Below are 25,839 nucleotides of genomic sequence, written 5' to 3' on the forward strand. Positions count from 1 at the left end.
CGTTATCATTCCTGATCTAAGTCAAATATTTGAGGGTTATGGCTGTTTTTATATTCGATTATTAAGGCTGCATTTTCTGAGAAATGTAGCGGATTTCCTTCACGGTATAATACCTAAACTGCTTAAAAATATCACTGCATAAGTTATTGAAATAATAAATAAAATTAGAGTAAAAGCTCTATTTTATTTCTTCTAATTACTTGTTTTTAACATGAATTCAATCAAAGTGAAAGGGCTATAAATATAAAAGACAAGCGTATAAAAAACCTCAATCATGTGATTGAGGTTTTAAGTTTAGCACTTTGTATTTTAGACTTGAGCCAAGGCCTGCTCTAAATCTGCAATTAAATCATCAATATGTTCAATACCTACAGATAAACGCACCATATCAATACTTACTCCAGCAGACTTTAATTCTGCTTCATTCAGTTGGCGATGTGTGGTGGTGGCGGGGTGGCAGGCCAGACTTTTGGCATCGCCAATATTGACCAAGCGAGTGAAGAGTTGTAGTGCATCAATAAAGCGAGTGCCCCCTTCACGGCCATCTTGTACCCCAAAGGATAAAATTGCCGAAGGTTTTCCTTTGACATATTTTTGCGCTAAGCCATGCTGAGGGTGATCTTTCAGGCCGGCATAGTTGACCCATTTCACTTTGGGATGGGCTTGTAAATATTCTGCGACTTTCTGCGCATTTTCAGTATGACGTTCCATACGCAGGTTTAATGTTTCTAAGCCTTGTAGAATCAAGAACACGCTTAAAGGGCTAATCGCAGCACCAGTATTACGTAATGGCACCACGCGGGCACGCGCGATATAAGCTGCTTCACCTAGAGCTTCGACATAGTTCACGCCGTGATAGCTTGGGTCTGGCGTATTCAGCACTTTAAAACGTTCAGGATATTTGCCCCAAGGGAATTTACCGCTGTCGACAATCGCACCGCCAATTGAGTTACCATGCCCGCCAATATATTTTGTTAATGAATGCACCACAATATCTGCGCCATACTCGAAGGGTTTCAGCAGCGCAGGGGTTGCGACAGTATTATCGACCACCACAGGCACGCCATATTCATGCGCGATTTTGGCAATCGCTTCTAGATCGATAATATTGCCAAGTGGGTTGCCAATCGATTCAACAAAGACCAACTTGGTTTTTTCATCAATTAAACCGCGTAGTGCTTCAGGGTCTTGATAATCAAAGAAACGGACTTCAATGCCTTGTTTTGGTAGAGTGTGGGCAAACAGGTTATAAGTACCACCGTACAAGGTCGAGACGGAAGCAATGTTGTCGCCTGCTTCGGTAATGGTCTGAATCGCATAAGTAATGGCTGCCATGCCAGAGGCTAAAGCCAATGCACCAATGCCCCCTTCGAGCGCGGCTAATCGTTGTTCTAGCACCGCAGTGGTCGGGTTCATAATTCGGGTATAAATATTGCCTTGAACTTTTAGGTCAAATAGATCCGCACCATGTTGCGTATTATCAAAGGCATAAGACGTAGTTTGATAAATCGGCACAGCCACTGCTTTGGTGGTGGCTTCGGGGCTATAACCAGCATGGATAGCCAAAGTTTCATCTTTATAGGTCATGGGACTTCATCTGCGTGAGTTAAATATTGCACAGTCTACCATCAATGAATGTGAGTGAAAGTGTGAAAATAATGAATATTTATCTAAAAAATTCATAAAGATGAGCTGTGAGAAGTTTCTTGTCTGCGAAAAAGTGAGATAAAGAGGGCGTTTAAAAAACAACCGTGCTGAAAGTTGTAACATTGCATTGAAGATCGGTTTCATGCCTTATTTTTTCAACGTATTCATCGTATAATGCCCGCAAATATTTTTTCGCTTCTTGCGATTTTTTGGTTTTTTTATTGAGGAGTCCTACGTGGCCCAATATATTTATACGATGAACCGAGTGTCTAAGATGGTTCCGCCTAAGCGCGAAATCTTAAAAGACATCTCTTTGTCATTTTTCCCGGGTGCAAAAATTGGTGTACTTGGTTTAAACGGTGCAGGTAAATCGACCTTGCTTCGTATTATGGCGGGCGTAGACAAAGATTTCTCTGGCGAAGCTCGTGCGCAACCGGGCATCAAAATTGGTTACCTAGAACAAGAGCCGCCACTTGATCCAAATAAAGATGTCCGTGGAAACGTAGAAGATGGTTTACGTGAACCATTGGATGCTTTGGCGCGTTTGGACGAAGTATTTGCTGAATATGCAGCAGAAGATGCAGACTTTGATGCATTGGCAAAAGAGCAAGAAAAACTTGAAGCGATTATCCATTCATGGGATGCGCATAACCTGAGCAACCAAATGGATCAAGCTGCAGCTGCCTTGAACCTACCAGCTTGGGATGCAGATGTGACCCTACTTTCAGGTGGTGAGCGTCGTCGTGTTGCATTGTGTCGTTTGCTTTTATCTAAACCAGACATGTTGCTTCTAGACGAACCGACGAACCATTTGGATGCAGAATCTGTGTCTTGGTTAGAGCGTTTCTTGAAAGACTTTGCCGGCACGATTGTGGCGATTACTCACGATCGTTATTTCTTGGATAACGTCGCGGAATGGATTCTTGAGCTTGACCGCGGTATGGGTATTCCATATCAAGGCAACTATTCTTCTTGGTTAGAGCAAAAAAATGCCCGTTTAGAGCAAGAACAAAAGCAAGAAGAATCTTTTGCTAAAGCATTGAAAAAAGAACTTGAATGGGTTCGTTCAAATGCCAAAGGTCAGCAAAAGAAAAACAAAGCGCGTATGGAGCGTTTTGAAGAGCTTAACTCACGCGAATTCCAACAGCGTAACGAAACTTCTGAAATCTATATTCCACCTGGTCCACGTCTAGGGAATAAAGTCGTAGAAGTCGAAGGCATCAGCAAATCATTTGATGGTCGCGTACTGTACGAAAACCTCAGCTTTACCGTACCGCCTACAGCAATTGTGGGTATCGTGGGTCCAAACGGTGCGGGTAAAACCACACTGTTCCGTATGATGACTGGTGAACAACAGCCAGATACAGGTACGGTGACTTTGGGTGAGTCGGTTAAAGTGGCGTATGTGGGTCAGATTCGTGACACTTTAGATAACAACAAAACGGTTTGGGAAGAAGTTTCTGGCGGTTTGGATATCTTAAGAATTGGCGATTATGAAATTGCATCACGTGCTTATATCGGTCGCTTTAACTTTAAAGGTCAAGACCAGCAGAAGCGTGTAGGTGAGTTGTCAGGTGGTGAGCGTAACCGTTTACAACTTGCGAAAATCCTGCAAATGGGCGCAAACGTGATCTTACTGGATGAGCCATCGAACGACTTGGATATCGAAACCTTACGTGCACTTGAGGATGCAATTCTTGTATTCCCAGGTACGGTAATGGTGGTGTCGCACGACCGTTGGTTCCTTGACCGTATTGCAACGCACATCTTGTCGTTTGAGAACGAACAGCCTGAATTCTACGAAGGTAACTATGCTGAGTATGAAGCCTATCGTTTAGCACGTTTGGGTGATGCTGCAGTTCAAAAACGCACCAAATACAAGAAAATTGGCGGTTAATACTCCCGTTAATTCAATTAAAAAACCAGCCTTCGGGCTGGTTTTTTTATGCTTAGCAATTGTCGCTTAAGGCGTTTTAGGGGTATTCACTTGTACGCTGATAATGGTGTAATACTGATTTTTAGGTTTTGCTTTGGCATCGACTTTTTCACTCACTTCAATCAGGTATTGCCCAGCTTGTGCAAACGTGAGTGTGGCATGGCCTTGTGCATCGACAGGTGTGCTTTTCGCTTGTTGCTCAAGCTCACCTTGAGCACGAACCATGAGTTCTGCATGCGCTAGGGCTTTGCCTGCTTGAGTAATATGCAGTTGTACAGGCTGTTGCACCGTAATTTGGTTTGGATGGGTTTTGAAGTTGACTTGAATTGGGGCTGGCGTTACAGCAACAGGTGAGGTGCTGTCTTTGCTCACATAGCTTTGAATGCTCCATTCGCGAACCGTAGAGACTTTGCTTGGCACTTTGCCTTTAAAGTCACTTGGAATGACATAGTCACGCTCGCTTAGGGCAGGGACTTTATCTGCTGCGACATCGGCAAATATTTTCCATTGAAGATTATGTTGTACATATTCAATTGGATATGAGGTCTTGGCAAAAATGGTATAGGTACCTTTTTCTGGTAGCTTAAGATCAAATGCAGTGGCAGATTCTAAGTGCTTCTGTGCTTGAATCGTCGTCTGTGTTTGGTTGGGTTGGAAAACCGTGAACGAAATATCTTTTAGGGCATATTCAGGATGAAAGGCTTGTTCCGCATAGGCACTCAATACAGGGACTTGAGTATTTTCAGTGTGATACGCCAGTGGAGCGACGTAGGGTTCATGTGCTTGAGCCACTGAACAGAACAAGAGTGTGCAGAGTAGAGCGTTTTTCATAGAGACTAGGCCTAAAAATATTTCGTAAGATGAGGTTTTTGATTATATCGAGAAAAACTAACAAGTGATAATAATTATTATTTATTATTTGGGCAGATAAAAAAGGGAGTGCATAGACTCCCCCTTTTGGATGCAGGTTCTAAGTTAAGGCTTAGATTTCCCACTCATGGTCGCATTCGCGGCATTTCCATTTTTTCTGAGACTGCATGAAGCCTTGCATTGAAATCTTAAAGTCAGGAAGGTCTCGGTAAAATAGGAAGCCTGCAATCACACACACGATGAAAACCACAACCGTTGCAATTTGTAATGTTGAGCCAGCGCCATCCCCAAATAGCCACATTGCGATGCTAATGAGCACCAAAAGTAATAATACAAAAATGGCTGGAACTAAAAAAACCAGACTTTTAGGCACGACAGGGCGTGTTGCTGGAGCCCCTGCTTGAGCAACAGGCATAATTTTTGGGCTTTGACATTGAGGACAACGATATTGCATTACAACTCCAAAATTAGAATCTATGCTGTATTCTAATCGGATTGGAGCAGAAAGCCAAAAAAGCGTGGTAATGAAGTGCTGATAATTTTGAGGCAATAAAAAACCCAAGTCATAATGCTTGGGTTTTTTACTAGATGTTGCCATCTTAAATATGGCGTCCCTACGGGGATTCGAACCCCGGTTACCGCCGTGAAAGGGCGATGTCCTAGGCCTCTAGACGATAGGGACTTATTGAGGCATCACGTTGAGTGGTTAACACCGTCTCTCTGTGTGAGCGCTATATTAGGGATATAACGCCCATGCGTCAACTAAAAAATCAATTAAGCTTCATCAACTGCGTCATTTTTCGGCAATTTTAGACTTTCATTGAGTTTTTCCCAAACTTTTGCTTCTTTTTTGCTTGGAGTACCCACAATTTCAAGGGCATGACGTAAGCGCGCGAAGGTTAAGTCAGGGCCAATGGTGACCATAGTTTGCATCACTGGGGTCGAAGCAGTTGAACCTGCAATGGCAATAAAGAACGCTGGCATAAAGTCACGAAGCTTAATTTCCATTTGGCTGGCTAAGTCCATCAATGTTTGACTTACGGTGTCATTGTTCCATGTGAACATGCTTTCCAAACGCCAAATCGCAAATTGCAGACTTTGACGAACTTGTTCTTCGCTCAGTTTCTTGCTTTCAAACTGTTCTTTAGTCAAGCTTGGGAACTGGTTAAAGTAATGCGCAGACCAGTTCACCGCTTCTGAAAGCAAGTTGATACGAGGTTGAATCGCTGCGGCGATGTCTTCGAGCATCTTACGATCGGCTTTCCATGCCAATAAAGTATCTAACAGTTCAGCAGGGCTTAAGCCTTTGATCCATTGACCATTTAGCCAATTCAGTTTTTCCACATCAAAAATTGGACCACCGAGGGATACACGTTGAATATCAAAGTGTTCAATCATCTCCACCAATGTGAATTTTTCGCGTTCATCTGGCATCGACCAGCCCATGCGGCCTAAGTAGTTCAACAAGGCTTCAGGCAAGACACCAATATTTTTGTAGTAATTAATAGAAGTTGGATTCTTACGTTTCGACAGTTTTGATTTGTCTGGGTTACGTAATAATGGCATATGACCCAGTACAGGCATTTCCCAACCAAAGTATTGATACAGCAACTGATGTTTAGGTGCAGAAGGCAACCATTCTTCGCCACGGAAAACGTGGGTGATTTGCATCAAATGGTCATCGACCACATTGGCAAGGTGATAGGTCGGTAAACCATCTGTTTTAAGCAAGACTTGCATGTCCACTTGTGCCCAAGGGATTTCTACTTCCCCGCGCAGTAAGTCATTGACTGTACAAATGCCTTCTTCTGGCACTTTCATACGAATCACGTGTGGCTCACCTGCAGCAAGGCGGCTTTGGATTTCTTCAGCAGATAATTTTAAACCACGACCATCGTACTTTGGTGTTTCACCACGTGCCTGTTGTTCTGCACGCATTTGATCCAACTCTTCACTCGTTGCAAAGCAGTAAAATGCATGACCTTTTTCAACCAAATCCAGTGCATATTGCTTATAGATATGCATGCGTTCAGACTGGCGATATGGCGCATGTGGCCCGCCTATGTCTGGACCTTCAGACCAATTCAATCCTAACCAACGCAATGAATCTAAAATCATTTGTTCAGATTCAGGAGTCGAACGAAGTTGGTCGGTATCTTCAATCCGCAGAATAAATTCACCACCATGTTGCTTGGCATAGCATAAGTTAAATAGCGCAATATACGCTGTGCCCACATGCGGGAAGCCAGTTGGAGAGGGTGCAATACGAGTACGAACAGTCATAGCCAATTATGATTCAGAATGTAAATTGAGGTCTATTATAACGAAAAAGCCCGACCACTTAATGCTTAATTCAACATTCAATGATCAGGCTTTTATGTGCAAATGTCATAACTTGAGAGAGGTTATGACGCTGTTGCTTATTTTTAATTTAGATGAACAATGATTGCAAAAAACGGCTAAAGCGCTGGTTTTGTGTAGCAAAGAAATTTTGTGTCGGCGCAACTTTGATTGAGGTCATGATTTTTAAATCAGTATCCGTCATCGTAGTTCTATCACTGCCTTTTTGTTGGCTGAGTGCTTTTTCAATCAACGATGTTTTTTCAGTGGGCATCGTCGCTTTGTCATTGCTTTGAATGGCTGCACTATGTCCAAGTTGGCTAAAACAAGCCAAGCCGATACTTAACGTAAAGGTATGTAAAAATGTTGCTTTCATGTCCTTTTCCCCCCTCTCAACATGGTATTGGAACAGATTTTTATTAAAGTGATTGGTAATCTAGTTTCAATTTAACCGATTTCACAAATAAAAAAGTAGAACTGTGTCACACAATTTACAAAATTATAAACAAATTTGGGCTAAATTGACATTTAAACATCAAATATAAATCATTTGGCTTTTTGTACCAAATAACTGTGGAGACAGCATGGAGATTTTGAGCTTAATCTGTGGAGGATGGATATGGGATTATCCTTAAAAGTGCACAAAATAGTCCTTTCAGAGATATCTTTTTATCAGATATAAAAGCCATAATGAATTATAACTAGATGATTGTGTTGATTTTTTGTTGTTTATATAGTGGGCAAATTCAGTTCGAGTATAAAGCAATGAAAAAAATATTAGCGACATCTATTTTAGTATTACTTGGGGGCTTTGCAGCCAGTGCTTATGCAGCAAAAGATTTTTTAAACGTGTCTTATGACCCGACCCGTGAGTTTTATCAAGAATATAACCAAGCCTTTGGATAGTATTGGAAAAGCAAAACTGGGCAGGAGGTCAACTTTAAGCAATCTCATGGTGGATCGGGCAAGCAAGCACGTGCCGTTGCAACGGGTTTACAAGCAGATGTGGTGACCTTGGCCTTGGCCAATGATATTGATGAAATTGTGAATACTGGACAAATTGATAAGAACTGGCAAAAAGAGTTTCCAAATAATTCTGCACCTTATACTTCAACCATTGTTTTTTTAGTGCGTAAGGGTAATCCCAAACAAATTAAAGACTGGAATGATTTAACCAAACCGGGGGTTGAGATCATTACCCCAAATCCAAAAACAGGGGGTGCGCCGCGTTGGATTTATTTATCGGCTTGGGGTTATGCATTAAAACAACCGGGAGGTAATGATGCTAAAGCCAAAGAATTGGTGAAAAAACTTTATCAAAATGTCAAGGTTCTTGATTCAGGTGCGCGAGGTTCATTGACCACGTTTGCTGAACGAGGCATAGGTGATGTGTTGTTGTCTTGGGAAAATGAAGCTTTACTGGCAACTCAAGGCCTAGGTAAAGACAAATACGATATTGTTTATCCGTCTATTTCGATTTTAGCGGAGCCGTCGGTTGCTATTGTAGACAAAACCGTGGACAAAAACGGCAATCGAAATTTGGCCAAGGGCTATTTAAATTATCTGTATTCGCCAAAAGGGCAGGAGTTAGCGGCGAAGCATTTCTTCCGTCCACGAAATAAACAAGTGGCGAACAAATATCTTGCGCAGTTTCCAAAGCAAAAAACCTTTAATATTAATGATGTCTTTGGAGGGTGGGCCAAAGCGCAGAAAACTCACTTTGTAAATGGTGCGATCTTTGATCAGATTTATACTGAAAAATAAACGTGCCGTGGTTTGACAAGATCACGTTCGGACATCAAAGTGAATATACGTATATCCACTTTTATTATATTTTAAGCATAAAAATGTATATAATAATAAGTAAAGTGTTTGCTGTTATTTTAAATAAAAACAATTCATTAAGTCTTAGTGATTCTAAAATAACGAGTATTTAAAAAACAAAAGTGAATTGCGATTTATGATTTTGTTTCATATATTTAGCATAATTCTTGATATTTAATTTAATACGCCATGAAAACGCATTTGAAATCTCTCTGGGCTGCTGTCGTAGTGGCAACAGGTCTGACATTCAGTATGACATCAGCTCAAGCGGCTGACCGTACTATGCTCAATGTCTCCTATGATGCAACACGTGAATTTTACGATGAGTTCAATAAATCCTTTGGTGCCTATTGGCAAAGTCGTACAGGACAAACGGTCGACTTTAAACAGTCACACGGTGGTTCAGGTAAACAAGCCCGTTCGGTCGTGGATGGTCTAAAAGGGGATGTGGTGACCTTGGCCTTAGCCAATGACATTGAAGAAATTGTCAAATCGGGTCAAATTCAGCCGGGTTGGCAAAAAGAGTTCCCAAATAACTCTGCACCTTATACATCGACCATTGTGTTCATTGTACGCAAAGGCAACCCGAAAAAAATTAAGGACTGGTCTGATTTAACCAAACCGGGTGTACAAATTATTACGCCTAATCCTAAAACAGGTGGTCTACCGCGTTGGGTGTATCTATCTGCTTGGGGTTACGCACTGAAACAACCTGGTGGCAATGAGGCCAAAGCCAAAGAGTTCGTTGGTAAAATGTACCATAACGTGAAAGTCATGGACTCTGCGGCACGGGCGTCTATGACTACCTTTGCAGAACGTCGGATTGGTGATGTGTTATTGACTTGGGAAAATGAAGCCTTAGTGACACAAAAAACTTTAGGTAAAAATCAATTCGATATTGTTTATCCATCGATCTCGATTTTAACCGAGCCTTCGGTGGCAATCGTGGATAAGACCGTGGCGAAAAATGGCAACAAGTGGTTAGCACAGGGTTATATCAACTATTTATATTCACCACTGGGTCAGGAAATGGCGGCGAAACACTTCTATCGTCCGCGTAATCCTGCGGTTTTAGAAAAATATAAAGCGCAATTTCCACCGTTAAAAACCTTCACTATTGATGAGGTGTTTGGTGGTTGGGCCAATGCTCAAAAGACCCACTTTGTGAATGGGGCGACCTTCGACCAAATCTATAATAGCCGTAAATAGTCCAGTTCATTATTTTAGCTACTACTTAAAAAGCCTCCCTTGGGAGGCTTTTTTGATAATGAATGCCGTTTAAAAACGGTTTTGTCTATGAAAAGTAATATTTCCCTACAAAAAGTCGTTTGGAGCTTTGTTAAAACAAGGTAATAATGTGCAGTTACATTTTTCCTTCCGATCATATTGAGTCTTTATGTCGCATATTTCTGTATTACTTCACGAAACTGTTGATGCTTTGGTAGCAGATCGCAATACAGGGATTTTTATTGACGGGACGTTTGGTCGTGGCGGACATACACGTTTGCTGTTGTCTAAGCTGGATGAAAATGCAAGTGTCTATGGTTTTGATAAAGACCCGCAAGCACTGGAAACAGCCGCGATTTTAGAACAAGAAGATCCACGGTTTAAAATTATCCATGCCAGCTTTGCTGACCTTAAGCATGAGTTAGAAGTACGCGGCATTGGCTTGGTCGATGGTGTTATGGCCGATTTGGGCGTGTCTTCACCGCAGCTTGATCAGGCAGAGCGTGGCTTTAGTTTTATGAAAGATGGACCACTGGATATGCGTATGGACAATTCAAAAGGTCCAACCGCAGCGCAGTGGTTGGTCAATATTGAGGAAGAGGCGTTAGCCAATATTATTTTCCAATATGGTGAAGAGCGTTATAGCCGTCGTATTGCGAAAGCCATTAAAGCGGCTGGGTTGATTGAAACCACCGCGCAGTTGGCTGAAATTGTGAAAGTGGCGCACCCGAAATGGGAAAAAAATAAACATGCCGCAACACGAACTTTCCAAGCAATTCGTATTGCCATTAATAAAGAATTAGAAGATATTGAAGTTTTCCTACCGCAAGCGGTAGACGTATTAAAACCGAATGGTCGCTTGGCTGTGATTAGCTTCCATTCGCTAGAAGATCGATTAATTAAACAATTTATTCAAAAAGAGTCGACACTTGAGGAAGACATGGGTTGGGGTATGCCACAACAACGACCAGATACACGTCGTTTAAAGAAAGTATCACGTGTGAAAGCAAGTGATGCCGAGGTTAAAGCTAATCCACGTTCACGTAGTGCATGGCTTAGAGTTGCAGAGCGCTTAGCACTTAAAGGCGAATAATGAAAACTGAAGTCGTTGAAAAAATTCCAACAAAGTTAAAGTTTAAGAAGCTGATTGCCTATGCCATTTTATTGGTGCTGGTGTTTATCAGTGCCATGATGGTGGTGTTTCAAGTGTTTGAATACCGTCATGACTATCGTGAAATGAGCTCTTTTATGCGCGAGCGTGATGATTTAAATGCAGAGTGGGGCCGTTTGCTGATTGAACAGCAAACTTTCGGCGCAACTGCACAAATTGGAACGCGCGCAGTGACGCAACTGCGCATGTATTCACCACCTGCGGCGCAAACCGTAGTGATTTCTTTACCCACGACTTCAGAAGACAAAAAATAAGGCCGCTGTAACATGGTAGAAAAGCGTAAACCCACTCGTAAAAAACAGCAAGCGGTGACTGAAAAATTGGCTCTACAGGTTGAAATGTGGCGCTTTTATCTCATGTGGGCGGTGGTTTTAGCTTGCTTTATTGCTTTGGTTGGACGTGCTTTTTACGTACAGGTCATCAATACTGAGTTTTTGCAAAACAAAGCCAATGCCAATATTTTAAGAACTGAAAAAATTAAAGCCATGCGCGGTGTGATTTATGACCGTCATGGTGTGCCTTTGGCGATCAGTACGCCGATCATGAAAGTGGTGATTGATCCACGTGATTATTTTGATAATAAAAAGCTGTTTGATGAAATTACCGCTGAATTAGCCAAAGATCCACACAATCGTAAATTGAAGCGTCAATTACCAGACAAAAACTTAAATCTGGATGAGTTGGCTGATGCCGTCGGCATGGATCGTGCGGAACTGAAGCGGAAACTGAATGAACGTCCGCGTTCGCGCTACTTGGTCTTAAAAAAAGAAGTGCCACCTCAGCAAGCTGAACTGATTGCGAAACGTGAGTTCCAAGGGGTGTATACCGAAAAGAACTACAAGCGTTACTATCCACAACCACAACCGAATGCGCAAATTATTGGTTTGACCAACAGTGAAGGTTCGGGCATTGAAGGTTTAGAAATGCAGCTGAATCAACGCCTGTCGGGTGTTGATGGTGAGCAGCAAATTGTTCGAGATAAAAAGGGCAATCGTTTTAAAGATGCAGAGGTAATTAAAGAAGTTGAGCCAGGCGAAAATATTACGCTCAGTATTGACTCGCGCCTTCAATACATTATGTACCGTGAACTGACCGCTGCGGGTGTAGCCAATAATGCACGTTCTGCAACAGCAATTGCGGTCGATGTGAAAACAGGTGAAATTTTAGCAATGGCGTCTTGGCCGTCGTATAACCCGAACGATAAAAATAGTTTGTCCAATAAAGACGCCATGCGTAACCGTGGTGCGGTTGACTCTTTCGAGCCGGGTTCAACCATGAAGCCTTTGACTATTTCAATGGCTTTGGAAAGCGGCAAATACATGCCGAATACTGTGGTCAATACCACTCCGGGTTCAATGCGAGTCGGTAACCACACTATTCGAGATACGCATAACTACGGTCCACTGACTTTGGGTGGGATTATTCAAAAATCCTCTAACGTGGGTGTGGCTAAAATTGCCTTGTCTCTCCCTTATGCAACTTTACCGACTTTTTATAAACGTCTTGGTTTTGGTCAGCGTTCTGCGGTTAAATTTCCGGGTGAAAGTGGTGGTTTAATTCTTCCACCAAGTAAATGGAATGTATCAGAAGTGGCGACCATGGCATATGGCTACGGCTTAAATGCGACTGTGCTGCAACTGGTGGATGCTTATGCCATGTTGGCTAACAAAGGTGTGAAAATGCCTTTGAGTTTGTATAAGTTAGATGCGCCGCCCCGTGGTGAACAAATGGTTGATCCAAAAATTGCGGATCAAGTTTTGTTGATGATGGAAACGGCAACTTTACCGGGTGGTACCGCGACTCGTGCAACCATTCCGGGTTACCGTGTGGGTGGTAAAACAGGAACCGCACATAAGTTACGTGCTGACCGTAAAGGCTACTCAACCAATGAATATCGTGCACTTTTTGCTGGTGTAGCACCAGTCAGCGACCCGCGTTTAGCGATGGTGGTTGTGGTCGAAAACCCGCAAGGGACCTACTATGGTGGTACGGTGTCTGCGCCTGTATTTGCCCGTGTTATGCAAGAATCCTTACGTTTAATGAACGTGCCTTTAGATAAACCTTTAGATGCTCCTGTAATCAAGAAATAGGTGATGAATGTCCATTACATTTCAACAACTCTACACCGCTAACCAAAACACTGGATGGATGGCACAGCCGTTTCAAGGTTTTGTTCTTGATAGTCGTAAAGTACAGGCAGGGCAAATTTTTATTGCGCTGACCTCCCTTTCACAACCTGAAAAAACCTTGCAGTTTGCGCAAATAGCCTTGGATAAAGGGGCTTTAGCGGTGGTGAGTGAAACAGAGCTTGGACTTGAAAACAGCATTGTGGTGCCGAATGTACGCCACTTGATGGGGGGCTGGCAAAAGCAATTTTTGTTGGCCACTAGCCAAGTACAGCCTGCTCGTATTTTAGCGGTGACAGGAACCAATGGTAAAACCACCATTTCTCGTTTGGTTGCTGAGCTGTTGATGTTGCAAGGTCAGTCTTGTGCGGTAATGGGCACGACAGGCAATGGCATTTTACCGAATTTAGAAGCATCGTCGCATACCACCTTGGATGCGCTGCATTTACAAAATGCACTACATAGCTATGCCAAGCAAGGGGCTGAATTTGCATCGATTGAAGCCTCTTCACATGGTTTGGAACAAGGCCGTTTAGCGGGCAGTGAGATTGAAATTGCTGCATATAGCAACTTAAGTCGTGACCATTTGGACTACCATGGCACGCTTGAGGCCTATGCCGAAGCTAAATCTCATTTGTTTCAATTTCCATCATTGAAAGTTGCAGTCATCAATCTGGATGATGCGCATGCTGGGGTTATGATTCAAGCGGCACAAAATAATCCAGCCCAACCGAAAATTTTAACCTATTCAACCACGCAACCTGCAGACTATCAGGTGAAGAATATTCAATATAGCCTGACGGGTGCGAACTTTAGTCTGTGTACGGAACAGGCCGAATATCAGGTACAGAACCCATTATTGGGTCATTTTAATATTGAAAATTTGGTCGCAAGTTTAATTATGGTTGAACAAGCGGGTTTTGATTTAGCCGATCTTGTTGCTACGACAGCACAGCTCAAAGGTGCACCAGGTCGTATGCAAGTGATTCGTGATGATGCGCGTTTATTTGTGGTCGATTATGCGCATACGCCTGATGCTTTGGTGCAAGTCTTAAGCACGTTGAAGCGCCATGTAGAGCAGCAACTCTGGGCAGTATTTGGCTGTGGCGGAGACCGCGACCGTGGCAAACGCCCACTCATGACCCAAGCAGCATTAAACGGAGCAGATGTGGTGTTGTTGACTTCAGATAACCCACGGACCGAAAATCCTGAGCAAATTTTTGCTGATATGAAAGCGGGGATTGATTTCTCAAACCGTGTGGTTCATGAAATCCATGATCGTCGTGAAGCGATTAAATTTGCCGTTCAACAGGCCCAAGCGGGTGATATTGTCGTGATTGCAGGCAAAGGTCATGAAAACTATCAAGAAATAGAGGGTGTTCGGCATTGGTTTGACGATGTCGTCGAAGTGCAATCCGCGATTGATGCACAGCACCACACTACTGATTCTGCTTATCCTGCACACTAAGGAAGTCATATGCATACCTCAACAACCAGCACAGTGCCTTTAGTGTCATGGACCGCCGCACAGTTACTCGAAGCCACCCAAGGTTATTGGCTAAATGATCAAGCGCCGAACAGCGATATCAAACGTATTTTGACGGATTCACGTGATGCAGAAGCAGGAGATGCTTTCTTGGCACTCAAAGGCGAACGTTTTGATGCGCATGCTTTTATTATGCAAGTTGCTGAACAAGGCTGCCAAGTGGCCATTGTGAGTCAGCCTATTGATGCGGAAATTTGTCAGTTGGTGGTGCCCGATACGCGTTTGGCATTGGGACAACTGGGGGCTTATCGTCGTGCACAAAATCCACAGTTAAAAGTGATTGCGCTGACGGGTAGTAGTGGTAAAACCACCACCAAAGAAATGCTCGGCAGTATTTTGTCACGTATAGCACCAACGTTGGTGACCCGTGGCAACCTGAATAATGACTTGGGTGTGCCAGTCATGTTATTGGAATTACGTCCTGAGCATCAATATGCAGTGATGGAATTGGGTGCAAGCCATCAAGGTGAAATTGACTATACTTCGAATTTGGTTCAGCCCTTGGTGGCAGGCATTATCAATATTGGTACAGCACACTTGGGTGAGTTTGGTGGACGCGATGGCATCTGCCGTGCCAAGTCTGAGATTTATGCGCATATTGCCCCAAATGGCACATCTATTGTTCCTGCGGCTGATGATTTTGCCGATAGTATTCGTCAAGCAGTGCAAACTGAACAGATGCTCAGCTTTGGTGCGGGTGGTGAAATCTTTGCCACTGAGATTGAGTTACAGGCACAATCGGCAACGTTTAAGTTGAATACCCCGCAAGGCGTGAGTCAGGTGAATTTACCATTTGCTGGGGAGCATAATGTTCAAAATGCAACCGCTGCGGCAGCTTTTGCTTTAGCGATTGGTATTAGCTTGGATGATATCCTGCTTGGCCTTGAGCAAGCGGTCGGTGCAAAAGGGCGTTTGAACTTTATTCAACAAGGTCGTCATTTGTTGATTGATGATACCTATAATGCCAACCCAACCTCTATGCGTGCCGCTGCTGAAGTGCTTGCACAGCAAGAGGGGGTTCGAGTGATGGTGATGGGTGATATCGGTGAGCTAGGTAGCTCTGCTGCACAGCAGCACTATATGCTGGGGCGTGATTTGGTCTCGGTGAAAGGGCTGAACTTCGTGGTGGTTGTTGGTGAATTTGCACCTGCGGCACAAGAAGGCGCACGCAGCACGCAATATGGCAAAAAGATGCAGGCTTTTTTAACTCAAGAGCAGGCTTTGCCGTTCTTACTCAGTTTAATTGAAACACATCAACCCCAGTCTATGAGTTTCCTGTTTAAAGGTTCTCGTTATACCCATATGGAAACGTTGATGGCTGATTTGATGGAGAAACTCTAAATGTTGTTATGGTTATTTGAACAACTGGCGGGCTACCATAGTTCGTTTCAGGTGGTTCGTTATTTAACATTGCGTTCTTTGCTCAGTGTTTTAACCGCACTGACCATTGGTCTAGTGCTCGGTCCTGTGATGATTCGCAAGTTGCAAGCACTCAAATATGGTCAAGCCGTGAGTTCATATGCTCCTGAAAATCATGCCAAAAAAATGGGTACACCAACCATGGGTGGGGTGCTGATCTTACTCTCAATTGGTATCTCCACACTGTTGTGGGCAGACTTATCCAACCCTTATGTATGGATTGTCTTGGCAGTGATGGTGATTTTTGGTGCAGTGGGTTGGGCCGATGACTGGATCAAGATTCGCTATAAAGACAATGCAGGCTTACCTGCCCGTAAAAAGTTCTTTTGGACCTCGCTTGCATCATTGGGCGCAGGTATTGCGCTATATGTAATTGCGCAACAACAGAGCAATCCTGTGCATACCGCAAATATGCTGGATCTGCTGATTCCATTTTTTAAAGATTTAAGTATTCCTTTGTCGGTGATTCCGCTGGGTATTGGTTTTATCATTTTCACCTATTTGGTCATTAATGGTGCATCAAATGCCGTGAACCTCACTGATGGTTTGGACGGTTTAGCGATTATGCCTGTAGTGCTGGTTGCAGCGGGTTTAGGTGTATTTGCATATTTGGCTGGTGATGTCCGTTTTGCCAATTATTTACATATTCCTTATGTGCGCTTTGCTTCTGAATTGGTGGTGATTTGTGCAGCCATGATTGGCGCGGGTCTAGCCTTCCTTTGGTTTAATGCACACCCTGCACAGGTTTTTATGGGCGATGTGGGTGCATTATCATTGGGTGCAATGCTCGGTACAATTGCGGTCATGGTTCGTCAGGAAATTGTCTTTGCCATTATGGCTGGTGTGTTTTTGGTCGAAGCGATTTCAGTCTTCTTACAAATTGGTTCCCTCAGAATGCGCAATAAAAGGGTATTCCTGATGGCACCATTACACCACCATTATGAGAAAAAAGGCTGGCGTGAAACCCAAGTGGTGATTCGTTTTTGGATTATCACAATTATGCTGGTAGTTTTAGGTCTAATGACCTTAAAATTGCGTTAAGCAAAAGTATGAAAAGAGTCGGTATTTGCCGGCTTTTTTTATGCCTGAGGTACTGTCTTGGAGAAAATAATGAATCTGCTCATGTGTCCTGTGTGTCGTGAGGCTTTAACTTTAAACGAAAGAACATGGCGCTGTGCGAATTCACATAGTTATGATATGGCGAAACAAGGCTATGTCAATCTGCATGTCGTTCAACACAAGCACAGCAAAAATCCGGGGGATACGCCTGAGTCGGTACAAGCCCGCCGTGCCTTCTTAAGTGCAGGTCATTACGGGCCTTTACAGCAAGCAGTGATAAATAAGGTACGTGACTTACGTATTGAAAATTTACTCGATATCGGCTGTGGAGAAGGCTATTACACAGATGCGATGCAGGCTGAAGTGTTGCAATGTGTCGGTGTAGATATTGCAAAAAATGCAGTTCAAGTGGCTGCGAAAATCAATAAAAATATCACGTGGGTGGTGGGTACAGGAGCAACTTTACCCGTGCTGGATCAATCGATTGATTTATGTAGTAGTTTGTTTAGCCCGATTCCAAAACAAGAGATTTTACGGGTACTCAAACCGCAAGGATATTTATTGGTGGTGACGCCTGCGCCTCAGCATTTGTATGCCATGCGTGAAGCTCTGTTCGAAGAGGTCAAGCCGCATGAACCAAGCAAATTTGTAGAGCAGTTGAGCGATGTGTTTGACTTGGTGAGTGATGATGTGGTCGATGCTGATCTTAAGCTTAATCAGCAGGACTTAAAAAACCTGATTGCCATGACCCCTTATGCCTATAAAGCAAAACAAGAGCGCCGTGAAGCTTTAGAGTCGCAAGCAGCTTTTGAACTACACGCCCAGTATCAAATTTTACTGTTTCAGAAAAAAGCATAAGTATAAAAAAGCCCGCAGATGCGGGCTTTTATTATTGGACTTGATCAATCAAATGATCGAGCGCATCCGATTTAGGTTTTGGTTGTTCTTTGGGTGCTTGCATGGTGGGTGGGGTGCTGTTCTTTGGAATCAACGTTTCCTCTTCACCAGGCAAATCATCAAAGTCACGCTCAGGAGCACGTGGAACCACCAACGGTGCAGGGCGATACAACGGCTGCGCCAAAGGTGGGGTTAGCCCTAAGTTGCTCTGAGGTGTTTCTTTCTGATGGCGTTGAATTGGCGCTTTGGCTTTTGCATCGAGTTGAACCCACGCCGAAGGCGTGCCTTGTAAGGCTTTGGCCATGAAGTCCGTCCAAATTGGAAGCGCAGCCACACCGCCGTATTCGCGGCGTCCTAAAGTTGTGGGTTGGTCGAAACCAACCCACGCTACAGTGACCAATTTGCCATTAAAGCCTGCAAACCAAGCATCTTTTGCATCATTGGTGGTTCCTGTTTTACCGCCCAAGTCATCTCGTCCAATACGCAGCGCAGCACGGCCTGTACCATGTTGAATCACGTCTTTTAAAATATTCGCCATATCATAAGCAGAACTGGATTTTAAAATACGTTGCGCTTGACGATAGTCACTGTTGATCTCAACAGGATTTGCCGATTTTTCAGCAGGGTTCAGCTCTTGGTTGGTGACTTCAATTACTTCATCATCAGGCGTGATGGTGTCAGCAGACTGAGGATTTGATTCTTGTTGAGAGATACAACTGATACATGCATATTCAGGGTTGTTCTGATAAATGACCTTGCCATAGGCATCTTCAATACGATTAATGAAGTGCGGTTGAATACGATAACCGCCATTGGCAAAGGCTGAGTATCCCGTGGCCATTTGAATCGGTAAAACCTGAGGTGTTCCGAGTGCAATCGTGTAATTACGCGGAATCTGTTCATCGGTTAAGCCGAAGTCCATGAACAATTGACGTGTACGTTCAATGCCCACGGTTTGCAGGAGTCTAACTGACACGGTATTCCGCGATAAATAGAGTGCACGACGCAATGGAATCATGCCTAAATAGCGACCATCCGCATTGCGTGGTGACCATTTCCCAATGGTGATTGGGCTGTCATTGACCATGCTATACGGTGTCATACCGCGCTCTAAAGCGAGTGCATAGACAAAGGGTTTAATAATCGAACCTGGTTGGCGCCAGCCTTGTGTGGTTCTATTAAATTTAGATTGATAAAAGTTATAACCACCCACCAGTGCTTCTACAGCGCCATTGTTTGGGTTCAGTGCAATCAGCTGGCCCTGAACTTTAGGCAGTTGTACCAAAGCCCATGAGGTTTTGTTGTCATTGGGGCGCAGACGTACAATGTCTTTCACTTTAACAATTTGAGATGCTCTTGATGGTGCACCGCCTACCGCATTCGCATTGCGATAAGGACGTGACCAAGACATGCCAGACCATGGCACGGTTACTGTTGAGCCATCTTGCATTAGGGCATCAAAACTATTTTGATTGACACGAGTGACTTCGGCAGGGAAGGTGTTGGCAAATGCACTAAAGCTACTTAAGGGTTTGTCATGGGCTTCTGCACCACGCCAACCGTGCCGACGGTCGTAGGCTTCTAAGCCATCTTGTACCGCTTGTTCGGCATAGGCTTGGCGTTCACTGTTGATGGTGGTGTAGACCTTATAACCAGAGTCAATTGCATGTTCGCCAAACTTTTCAATCAGTTCGCTACGGACCATTTCGCCGATGTAGGGAAATCGATTGCTTACCCCGCGGTCAGGCATATCGAGGTTAATTGGTTCAGCAATCCCTTTTTCATATTGGCTTTGGTTAATGTAGCCTAGCTGGAGCATACGACCCAAAATCCAGTTACGACGTTCTAAAGCACGTTCTGGGTTGACCACTGGATTGTATTTAGACGGTGCTTTAGGCAGACCTGCAATCATCGCCATTTGTGCAATGCTGAGTTGATCTAAGCTTTTGTTGTAGTAAATTTTAGCTGCCGCTGCGATACCGTAGGCATTTTTACCCAAGAAAATCTTGTTGACATAGAGGGTTAAGATTTCCTCTTTCGTCAAATTTTGTTCAATTTTTCGTGCCAGAAAAACCTCAGTCAACTTACGTTTTAATGTACGTTCGGGACTGAGATAGTAGTTTTTTGCCACTTGCATGGTGATGGTCGAGCCACCCGTTTGAACGTTTGACCCAGTAATACTTTCACTGACTGCACGTCCTAAACCTTTAAAACTGATACCACTATGCTCAAAAAAAGAAGAATCTTCCGCCGCTAAAAAGGCATGAATAAAACTTCGAGGGATCTGATCGTAATCTACGGGTACAGATAGCTTGCCACCGTATTCCGAAATGAGTTGGTTATCCGCACTATAAACTTGTAAAGGTTTTAGTAATGGCGCCTTTTTTAGAGTTGTCATTTGCGGCAAAGATGGGGCAATATAGAGATACATGCCATAAAAACCCATTGGAATTGAGACCAACATTATAATAATGATCAAAAAAAATGGATGAACACGGCCCGAACAAGATAGCTTTTTCATAACAAGTAAGTTTTAATAAGAGCTAATGGCAAACTAATTAGCGGTCAGTATATCCTTTACACATACGGAATGTTAGATGAGTTATTGTATCCGTATAAAATTATAGACGCGGACTAATTAGTGGGTTACTTTTTTTGGGGATAAAAAAATAATAGGAATGATACTGTGCTCAGGTTATATCGTAAGCCAAGTAAGGGGTTAATAGGAGTAGATATTAGTTCGACTTCTGTTAAGGTATTGGAACTTTCTGTTAAAAACAATCGGTATTGGGTAGAGAGCTATGCACTAGTCCCATTACCAGAAGGAAGTGTGGTTGAAAAAAATATATTGAATCCAGAAGCAGTTGGTGATGCCCTTGAGCGTGCGGTAAATTTGGCCAATGTTCAATCGACAGACGTAGCACTGGCAGTTCCGACGTCCATGGTGATTACTAAAATCATTGAAATGGATGCTGATATGAACGATGACGAACGTGAAATTCAGATTCGTGATGATGCTGAGCAATACATTCCATTCCCATTAGATGAAGCGAGTTTGGACTTTGAAGTCCTTCCAGACCGTTTAGCCAATCCTAATCGTGTCAATGTACTCCTCGTTGCAACCCGCATTGAAAATGTAGAGGCACGTGCCGAAGCATTGGAGTTGGGCGGTTTAACGCCTAAGATTGCCGATGTTGAAAGTTTCGCCATTGAAAATGCATTCAAAGTCTTTTCAGATACGCTTCCAATGGGCGTAAATACTGTTGGGATTTTGGACATTGGTCACACCATGACCACCTTGTCCGTTATGCAGAATAATAAAGTCATTTATACGCGTGAGCAGGTGTTCGGTGGTAAACAGCTGACTCAAGAAATTCAGAACCGTTATGGTTTGTCTTTTGAAGAAGCTGGACGTGCCAAAAAAAGCCGTACCTTGCCTGACGACTATGATATTGAAGTACTTGAACCTTTTCTTGAAGCTGTGGTGCAACAAGCAGCACGTTCTTTGCAGTTCTTCTTTTCGTCCTCTCAATTTAATGAGATCGACCATATTTTATTGGCAGGGGGGAATGCCAATATTCCAGGACTGGCGAAGTTATTACAACAAAAATTAGGTTATCGGGTCACTATTGCCAACCCATTTTTACAGATGGGCTTTTCTCCACAAATCGACATTAAAAAAATTGAAAATGATGCTTCATCACTCATGGTGGCATGTGGATTGGCATTGAGGAGTTTTGATTAATGGCAAAAATAAACCTACTCCCTTGGCGTGATGCGTTAAGAGAGAAACGAAAAAAAGAATTTATTGCCTATTGTGTTGGGGCTACATTAGTTGGGGTTTTAGCTGTTGCTTTGGCTTGGTTCTTTTACAGTCAAAAACTGGAAGATCAAGAACAAGCCAATCAGTTGGTGGTGAGTACCAATCAAAACTTAGATGTCCAATTAAAGTCATTGGAAGGGCTGCAAGAGCAGCGCAATGCGATTGTTGAACGGATGAAGTTGATCCAAGGCTTGCAAGGTCAACGTCCTGTGGCTGTGCGTTTGGTTGATGAAATGGTGCGTGTCACCCCAAGTAATATGTATATTACTAAGTTTGTGCGTACAGGTGATAAATTTACCATTGAAGGGAAAGCGGAAAGCCCGAATACAGTTGCGGAGTTCTTACGTAACCTAGAAGCATCGGCGTGGTATCGCAATGCCTTTATGAATTCATTCTTGGTTGCTGAAGAGAAAAAAGATAAAGCACCAAGTTCCATCGTGCCACGTGTAGAAGAAGCCTATGGCACCTTTGTGGTCACCGCAGATTTAGATGAGATTGCACAGCCAGTAGCACCTGATGCGAACGCACCTGAAGCCGCAAGTACAGTTAATAATTCAACAGCGGGGGCAGCACAATGAGTCGCGATGAATTTGAAGAATTAACATCAGAAAACCATGCTGTAACCAAGAAGAAAATGACGGTTGATAAGTTTTTTCAACAGTTCAATACTTTGGATCCCAATAATTACGGTAGTTGGCCCTTTTCAGTCAAATTGACTTGTTGGATCTTTATCATTCTAGTGATTGGGGCATTGGGTTATTTTGTCGTGATTAAGCCGAAGCTCGATGCGATTTCAAATGCACGTGCGCAAGAACAAAATTTACTGAATGAGTTTCGTGAAAAAGATTCAAAATTACGTAACTTGCAGCAATATCAAGCGCAATTGCAAGAAATGGAAGCCAATTTCAATCAGCAGTTAGAACAGTTGCCGAAAGAAACTGAAATTCCTGGTTTGGTTGAAGATATCAACGTGAGCGGCGTAAATTCTGGATTAAAGTTTAAAAATATTCGTTTAGAGCCAGAAATTCGCCAAGAGTTCTTTATCGAACAGCCAATTTCCATTGAAGCGACGGGTGATTATCATTCTTTTGGTTCATTTGTCAGTGGAATTGCAGCTTTGCCGCGTATTGTGACCTTGCATGACTTCGATATCTCAGCGTCAAGTAACAATGAGAAAAAGACTGATATTCCGCAAATTTCATACAGTGTAAAGGCTAAAACCTACCGTTATGTCGGGGCGACAGCTGCTGCAGGTGAGGAAAATACAGCTAAGGCAGATGCAGGAGGAGCTCAGTAATGAAATATCAAAATCTCATGCTTAGTCTCTGCGTAGGACTATTCCTTGTCGGTTGTGATTCACGTATTGATGCGGTCAATATGCAAATGGCTGAAATTCGCAATCAGCCGCCATTGCCGATTGAACCTGCGCCAGATTTTCCACCTGTACCGACCTTTAATTATGCTGCGCATCAGTTAAAGAGCCCGTTCATGCCAAGCTCGTTAGCGGCTGAACTGAAGATTATGGCTGGGAAACGTGTCTATCCAAACCTATCTCGCCAATTACAACCTTTGGAAAGTTATGCGATTGAATCGCTGAACATGAAAGGCAGCATGCGAGGTCAAAATGGACAAATTTTGGCGTTGATTCAAACACCCGATGGTGAAATTGAACGCGTGCAGCGTGGTAGTTATTTGGGGATGAATCATGGTCGTGTGACTAATATCACCGCCACACAAATTGATTTGATTGAAATTATTCCGGATGGGCGTGAGGGCTATGTCGAGCGCCCGAGAAGCCTAGTATTAATTGGGCCGGCGCCTTAAAAAAGGAAAAGGGATAAAAATGAAAAATAGTGCTAAAGATTTTATATTTGGGGATGGTAATACGATGAACCATATGTTCCGTCAGTTTTCAATGGGCGCAATTGCAATGGCGGTGATGCAGGCTGCAAGTGCGCAAGTCAGTATTACGAATATTGTGCCGATGCAGATTCCGGGACAGGGAACAGAAATTCGTGTCATGTTCAACGGTTTGCCACCACAGCCGCAAGCCTATCAATTGGAACAGCCATCACGTTTGGTTTTGGATTTTGATAAAGCACAGCAGAGCTTAAAACAAGGCAGTATTGCGGTGGCAACGGCTGAAGCAAGTACAGTAGATGTAACTTCAGATGCACAACGTTCACGTTTAACTGTAAATTTGGTTGATGCCGGTGCATTTACTACACGTGTTGAAGGTAATACCTTTATTCTGAAAATTAACTCAGCGAAACCAGCGCTAGCAACACCTGTTGCTGCGGCGCGTTCAGAGCAAGGTGTTTCAAATATTGGATTCCAACGTGGTTCTGATGGTGAAGGTCAAGTTGTCATTGATTTAAAAGGTGGCAATACCCCTGTCGATGTGAAACAACAAGGCAGTAAAATTGTGGTGCGCGTTTTGGGGAATAAAATTCCTGCACATTTATCACGCCGTCTCAATGTGAATGATTTTGCCACGCCAGTATCGACCATTGATGCACAAAATGATGGCAGTAACGGCCTAATCACGATCCAATCGAATGGCAGTTTTGAATATATGGCTTATCAGGCAGAAGATAAGCTCACGATTAGTTTAAAGCGTCCTGAAGATAAAAATCCAATGAAGCCTAAAGCACCAAGTGCTTATACGGGCAAAAAGATTTCTTTAGATTTCCAAGATATTGAAGTGCGACGTGTATTACAGCTCTTAGCTGATTTTACAGGCATTAACATGGTGGCTTCTGACACCGTACAAGGCAATATTACCTTACGCCTTAAAGATGTTCCGTGGGATCAGGCGCTTGATATTATTATGAAAACCAAGAACTTGGATAAGCGACGCAATGGTAATGTGATTTGGATTGCACCTGTAGCTGAACTGATCAAATCTGAGGAAGATGAAGCCAAAGCCATCGCACAAAGTATTAAGCTTTCACCAATACAAACCGATTACATTCAATTGAGTTATGCAAAATCGGCGGATGTATTGAAGTTGTTGGAGGACTCTCGTGATAGTAAAGGAAGTGAGTCGAACCGGACAGCGGGTTCAGAATCATTGGCTTTAGAAAGTTTATTGAGTTCGCGGGGGAGCGTAGTTTCTGACTCACGTACAAATACTTTAATTATCAATGATACACTTCAAAATATTGATAAAATTAGAAAAATGATTGACTTGCTAGATGTTGCTGTGAAACAAGTGATGGTCGAAGCGCGTATTGTCACAGCATCAACAGACTTTTCTCGCGAATTGGGGATTAAGTGGAGTGCTCAAAAATTGGGTAATAGCCCAGTATGGGGTGGAGATTTCCAGCCGAGTTTTGATTTGGGGGTGGATTTAGCAACAAAAACTGCTGGTACTTTTAACTTTGGTTTATTGAAAATATCCGATTATATGTTAAACCTTGAGTTAAGCGCGCTTCAAGCGGATGGTCATGGTGAAGTATTATCAGCGCCTAAAGTACTTACTGGCGATAAGCAGAAAGCTTATATTTTACGTGGTACAGAGATTCCTTATCAAACATGGAGTGCGACGGAAGGCTTAAAAACTGAATTCCGTGCGGCCAACTTAAAGTTAGAAGTGACTCCAAGTATTACCCCTGATGGTAAAGTTCAAATGGCATTATTGGTAGAAAAAGATTCGATTGGTGACATTACCAATGATGGTATTGCAATTGACACCAGTGAATTACAAACCAATGTATTGGTTGCAGATGGTGAGACAGTCGTGCTCGGTGGTATTTTTGATGATGTGAAACGCAATGATTATCAAAAAGTACCATTCTTAGGTGATTTACCTGTGGTGGGTAATTTATTTAAGAATAATACCAAAACTACCACGCAAACTGAGTTGTTGATTTTTGTGACACCACGAATTGTTAATGACAGTGTTTCAAGAAATCATTAATATATTTTCAATTTGAACAAATCTAAAAGGTG

At 43.1% G+C, this 25,839-nt stretch carries 20 protein-coding genes, 1 tRNA gene and 1 pseudogene; 15 read left to right on the plus strand and 7 right to left on the minus strand.

The features are described 5' to 3' along the window. Positions 1 to 309 precede the first annotated feature (309 nt). On the minus strand, positions 310 to 1,587 hold the full coding sequence (locus tag ACG9ZB_RS04330; protein WP_078425525.1) for an O-acetylhomoserine aminocarboxypropyltransferase/cysteine synthase family protein: 1,278 nt from the start codon (positions 1,585 to 1,587) through the stop codon (positions 310 to 312). A 295-nt stretch (positions 1,588 to 1,882) separates the two neighbouring features. Between ACG9ZB_RS04330 and ettA the strand changes: the two genes are divergently transcribed. Beyond that, positions 1,883 to 3,544 (plus strand): energy-dependent translational throttle protein EttA, encoded by a 1,662-nt coding sequence (gene ettA / locus ACG9ZB_RS04335; protein WP_130235295.1) that lies wholly within the window; start codon positions 1,883 to 1,885, stop codon positions 3,542 to 3,544. A gap of 66 nt (positions 3,545 to 3,610) precedes the next feature. Here the strand turns inward: ettA and ACG9ZB_RS04340 are convergent, their stop codons facing one another. The 5 genes from ACG9ZB_RS04340 to ACG9ZB_RS04360 form a co-directional block, all read right to left on the minus strand. Then, positions 3,611 to 4,414, minus strand: a complete 804-nt coding sequence (locus ACG9ZB_RS04340; RefSeq protein ID WP_419324363.1) for a DUF4198 domain-containing protein — start codon at positions 4,412 to 4,414, stop codon at positions 3,611 to 3,613. A 151-nt stretch (positions 4,415 to 4,565) separates the two neighbouring features. After that, positions 4,566 to 4,907 carry a membrane protein gene (locus ACG9ZB_RS04345; protein ID WP_010327661.1) on the minus strand — a complete coding sequence of 114 codons (342 nt, stop codon included), beginning with the start codon at positions 4,905 to 4,907 and terminating at the stop codon, positions 4,566 to 4,568. A 152-nt stretch (positions 4,908 to 5,059) separates the two neighbouring features. Further along, positions 5,060 to 5,135 (minus strand) — tRNA-Glu (locus tag ACG9ZB_RS04350). 92 nt (positions 5,136 to 5,227) lie between these two features. Further along, complete coding sequence (gene gltX, locus ACG9ZB_RS04355) at positions 5,228 to 6,736, minus strand: glutamate--tRNA ligase (RefSeq protein ID WP_419324365.1); 1,509 nt, start codon at positions 6,734 to 6,736, stop codon at positions 5,228 to 5,230. 148 nt (positions 6,737 to 6,884) lie between these two features. Further along, complete coding sequence (locus ACG9ZB_RS04360) at positions 6,885 to 7,169, minus strand: hypothetical protein (RefSeq protein WP_419324367.1); 285 nt, start codon at positions 7,167 to 7,169, stop codon at positions 6,885 to 6,887. Positions 7,170 to 7,558: 389 nt separating this feature from the next. Between ACG9ZB_RS04360 and ACG9ZB_RS04365 the strand changes: the two are divergent. From ACG9ZB_RS04365 to ACG9ZB_RS04405, 9 genes and pseudogenes are all read left to right on the plus strand, one after another. Further along, a pseudogene (locus tag ACG9ZB_RS04365) lies at positions 7,559 to 8,557 on the plus strand (sulfate ABC transporter substrate-binding protein). Positions 8,558 to 8,806: 249 nt separating this feature from the next. Continuing rightward, positions 8,807 to 9,826: a sulfate ABC transporter substrate-binding protein gene (locus ACG9ZB_RS04370; RefSeq protein ID WP_419324369.1), complete on the plus strand. Its 1,020-nt coding sequence runs from the start codon at positions 8,807 to 8,809 to the stop codon at positions 9,824 to 9,826. Between the two features lie 187 nt (positions 9,827 to 10,013). Continuing rightward, on the plus strand, positions 10,014 to 10,937 hold the full coding sequence (gene rsmH, locus ACG9ZB_RS04375; RefSeq protein WP_419324371.1) for a 16S rRNA (cytosine(1402)-N(4))-methyltransferase RsmH: 924 nt from the start codon (positions 10,014 to 10,016) through the stop codon (positions 10,935 to 10,937). Continuing rightward, positions 10,937 to 11,269, plus strand: a complete 333-nt coding sequence (ftsL, locus tag ACG9ZB_RS04380; protein WP_058870427.1) for a cell division protein FtsL — start codon at positions 10,937 to 10,939, stop codon at positions 11,267 to 11,269. Before rsmH ends, ftsL begins: the two co-directional genes overlap by 1 nt. A 12-nt stretch (positions 11,270 to 11,281) precedes the next feature. Then, positions 11,282 to 13,105 carry a penicillin-binding protein PBP3 gene (ftsI, locus tag ACG9ZB_RS04385; protein ID WP_419324373.1) on the plus strand — a complete coding sequence of 608 codons (1,824 nt, stop codon included), beginning with the start codon at positions 11,282 to 11,284 and terminating at the stop codon, positions 13,103 to 13,105. Between the two features lie 7 nt (positions 13,106 to 13,112). Next, positions 13,113 to 14,609, plus strand: coding sequence for a UDP-N-acetylmuramoyl-L-alanyl-D-glutamate--2,6-diaminopimelate ligase (locus ACG9ZB_RS04390; protein WP_419324375.1), 1,497 nt, complete (start codon positions 13,113 to 13,115; stop codon positions 14,607 to 14,609). Between the two features lie 9 nt (positions 14,610 to 14,618). Then, positions 14,619 to 16,028 (plus strand): UDP-N-acetylmuramoyl-tripeptide--D-alanyl-D-alanine ligase, encoded by a 1,410-nt coding sequence (locus tag ACG9ZB_RS04395; RefSeq protein WP_419324377.1) that lies wholly within the window; start codon positions 14,619 to 14,621, stop codon positions 16,026 to 16,028. Further along, complete coding sequence (mraY, locus tag ACG9ZB_RS04400; RefSeq protein WP_004691502.1) at positions 16,029 to 17,147, plus strand: phospho-N-acetylmuramoyl-pentapeptide-transferase; 1,119 nt, start codon at positions 16,029 to 16,031, stop codon at positions 17,145 to 17,147. Between the two features lie 69 nt (positions 17,148 to 17,216). Further along, complete coding sequence (locus tag ACG9ZB_RS04405; RefSeq protein WP_419324379.1) at positions 17,217 to 18,023, plus strand: putative RNA methyltransferase; 807 nt, start codon at positions 17,217 to 17,219, stop codon at positions 18,021 to 18,023. A gap of 31 nt (positions 18,024 to 18,054) precedes the next feature. Here ACG9ZB_RS04405 and ponA read toward each other — a convergent pair whose 3' ends face one another. Continuing rightward, on the minus strand, positions 18,055 to 20,583 hold the full coding sequence (ponA, locus tag ACG9ZB_RS04410) for a penicillin-binding protein PBP1a (RefSeq protein ID WP_419324381.1): 2,529 nt from the start codon (positions 20,581 to 20,583) through the stop codon (positions 18,055 to 18,057). Between the two features lie 165 nt (positions 20,584 to 20,748). Between ponA and ACG9ZB_RS04415 the strand changes: the two genes are divergently transcribed. Genes ACG9ZB_RS04415 through pilQ form a run of 5 tightly spaced genes read left to right on the plus strand, consistent with a single transcriptional unit; the run spans position 20,749 to position 25,807 of the window. Further along, complete coding sequence (locus ACG9ZB_RS04415) at positions 20,749 to 21,807, plus strand: pilus assembly protein PilM (RefSeq protein ID WP_004978085.1); 1,059 nt, start codon at positions 20,749 to 20,751, stop codon at positions 21,805 to 21,807. Beyond that, positions 21,807 to 22,463, plus strand: a complete 657-nt coding sequence (locus ACG9ZB_RS04420) for a PilN domain-containing protein (protein WP_419324383.1) — start codon at positions 21,807 to 21,809, stop codon at positions 22,461 to 22,463. Before ACG9ZB_RS04415 ends, ACG9ZB_RS04420 begins: the two co-directional genes overlap by 1 nt. Further along, the gene (locus tag ACG9ZB_RS04425; RefSeq protein ID WP_419324385.1) at positions 22,460 to 23,182 is read left to right on the plus strand and encodes a type 4a pilus biogenesis protein PilO; all 723 of its coding nucleotides are present in this window, start codon (positions 22,460 to 22,462) and stop codon (positions 23,180 to 23,182) included. The genes ACG9ZB_RS04420 and ACG9ZB_RS04425 overlap by 4 nt, the downstream gene beginning before the upstream one ends. After that, positions 23,182 to 23,709 carry a pilus assembly protein PilP gene (locus tag ACG9ZB_RS04430; protein ID WP_333640607.1) on the plus strand — a complete coding sequence of 176 codons (528 nt, stop codon included), beginning with the start codon at positions 23,182 to 23,184 and terminating at the stop codon, positions 23,707 to 23,709. The genes ACG9ZB_RS04425 and ACG9ZB_RS04430 overlap by 1 nt, the downstream gene beginning before the upstream one ends. A gap of 19 nt (positions 23,710 to 23,728) precedes the next feature. Beyond that, the gene (gene pilQ / locus ACG9ZB_RS04435; RefSeq protein ID WP_419324387.1) at positions 23,729 to 25,807 is read left to right on the plus strand and encodes a type IV pilus secretin PilQ; all 2,079 of its coding nucleotides are present in this window, start codon (positions 23,729 to 23,731) and stop codon (positions 25,805 to 25,807) included. Positions 25,808 to 25,839: the final 32 nt, after the last annotated feature.

Origin of the sequence: Acinetobacter johnsonii, assembly GCF_048551975.1 — a bacterium.
In the GTDB taxonomy this organism is placed as follows: Bacteria; Pseudomonadota; Gammaproteobacteria; order Pseudomonadales; family Moraxellaceae; genus Acinetobacter; species Acinetobacter johnsonii_A.